The organism is Candidatus Eisenbacteria bacterium (assembly GCA_016867715.1).
Lineage (GTDB): Bacteria > Orphanbacterota > Orphanbacteria > Orphanbacterales > Orphanbacteraceae > VGIW01.
Window position 1 is genome coordinate 1 of sequence record VGIW01000169.1, and the last position, 1,760, is coordinate 1,760.

General features: G+C 68.2%; 1 protein-coding gene. It reads right to left on the reverse strand.

Going from position 1 to position 1,760, the window contains the following annotated elements; all coding sequences use genetic code 11:
• Positions 1 to 176: 176 nt before the first annotated feature.
• Positions 177 to 1,484, reverse strand: coding sequence for a methylenetetrahydrofolate--tRNA-(uracil(54)-C(5))-methyltransferase (FADH(2)-oxidizing) TrmFO (trmFO, locus tag FJY73_14395; GenBank protein ID MBM3321849.1), 1,308 nt, complete (start codon positions 1,482 to 1,484; stop codon positions 177 to 179).
• Between the last annotated feature and the right edge of the window lie 276 nt (positions 1,485 to 1,760).

Here is a 1,760-nt window from a genome sequence, read left to right on the forward strand (position 1 = left end):
CGCCGTGGTGGCGTTCTGAATCATCGGACGGCGGGTCTCTCCTTCGCGCCGCATGCGCGAAGGAGCTTCCTCGCCCCCCCGTCGCTCTTCGCGACGGGGAGCCCCGGCTCGGTCGTGCCCGCGGCTGTCCCCTCGGGGCCTGATCGACGAGCCCGCCAAGAGCGCAGGGAGCGCGGCTAGAGAACAGATGCGAACGACCGGAAGGCGCCTTCCCCCCGGCGGAAGATCCGCTCGTGGCGTTCCTTCTTCGAGCGGACGCGCGTCTCGAGGGGCGGGAAAAGCCCGAAGTGGATGTTGGTCGGCTGGAAACAGTCCGGGTCGGAGGTCGCGAGGAAGTGGAGGAGCGAGCCGATCGCGCTCTCGCGCGGCCACTCGATCGGCCCCAGCCCTTCGATCGCGCGGTGCGTTTCGAGCGCAGCGACCATCCCCATCGCGATCGACTCGACGTATCCCTCGACCCCGGTGATCTGTCCCGCGATCCGGACGCGCGGATCCGCACGAAGCGCGAGCCCTTCCCCGAGAACGCGCGGCGCGCAAAGATACGTGTTCCGGTGGAGGCTTCCGTAGCGCAGGAACTCCGCCTGCGCGAGCCCCGGAAGCGCGCGAAAGATCCTCTCTTGTTCCCCGCGGCGCATGCGCGTCTGGCAGCCGACGAGGTTCCACGCGGTCCCCTCCCGGTTCTCCTTGCGGAGCTGAAGGACGGCGAAGGGACGCTTCCCGGTTCGCGGATCGAGAAGGCCGACCGGCTTCATCGGCCCGAAGCGGACCGAATCGCGGCCCCGCCGCGCGATCTCCTCGATCGGAAGGCACGCCTCGAAGAAGAGGTTCTCTTCGAAGTCGTGGAGAGGATAGAGATCGGCGGCGAGAATCTCGCCGACGAACGTCCCGTATTCTTGATCGTTCAAGGGAATGTTGAGATAGTCCTCGCCTCCCTTTCCGTAGCGGGAAGCGGCGAAGAGAGCGGATCGGTCGATCGATTCGTCGCTCACGACCGGGGCGATCGCGTCGTAGAAGAAGAGACGCCCCTCGCCGATGACGCGGACGATCTCGTCCGCGAGCGGCTCGGACGTGAGGGGGCCGGTCGCGATGATCACCGAGCCTTCAGGCGGAAGAACGCGGACTTCTTCACGGAGAACCTCGATGAGAGGTTCCTCCTCGATCGCGGCGGTCGCTCGCTCCGCGAAGAGAGCGCGGTCGACCGCGAGCGCGGACCCGGCCGGAACGCTTGTCTCGCGCGCGACGCGAAGAAGGAGCGACCCGAGCGTCTCGAGCTCGCGTTTCAGGAGCGCGGGAGCGGAAGGGACGAGCTCCGACTTGAAGGAGTTCGAGCAGACGAGCTCGGCGAGACGATTGGTTTCGTGCGCCTCGGTCCGGCGCGCGGGGCGCATCTCAAAGAGGCGGACGGGAACGCCGCGCCGCGCGAGCTGCCACGCCGCCTCGCATCCCGCGAGCCCGCCGCCGATGATCGTCACGCGGTGCTCGATGCCCTTATCCCCCCGCGAAGCGTACCTGGTACAGAACCCAGAACCGCGAAACAGTGTACCTGGTAGGCGACTCTGAAGGCATCGTTGATCGGGGAAGCCGCCCGGACTCTCCGCGCTCTTCCTCGCTCGGCGGGCCGACCTCCCTCTCGGGGCCTGATCGACGAGGCCGGGTACCCGCCCCCTCGACGATGGAGCCGAAGGCTCCCGCACCAGGGGGGCGGGTGGCCGAGCGATTGGAGCCGAGAACGCGCGGGGCGCGTTCGGAGGCGTCCCCGA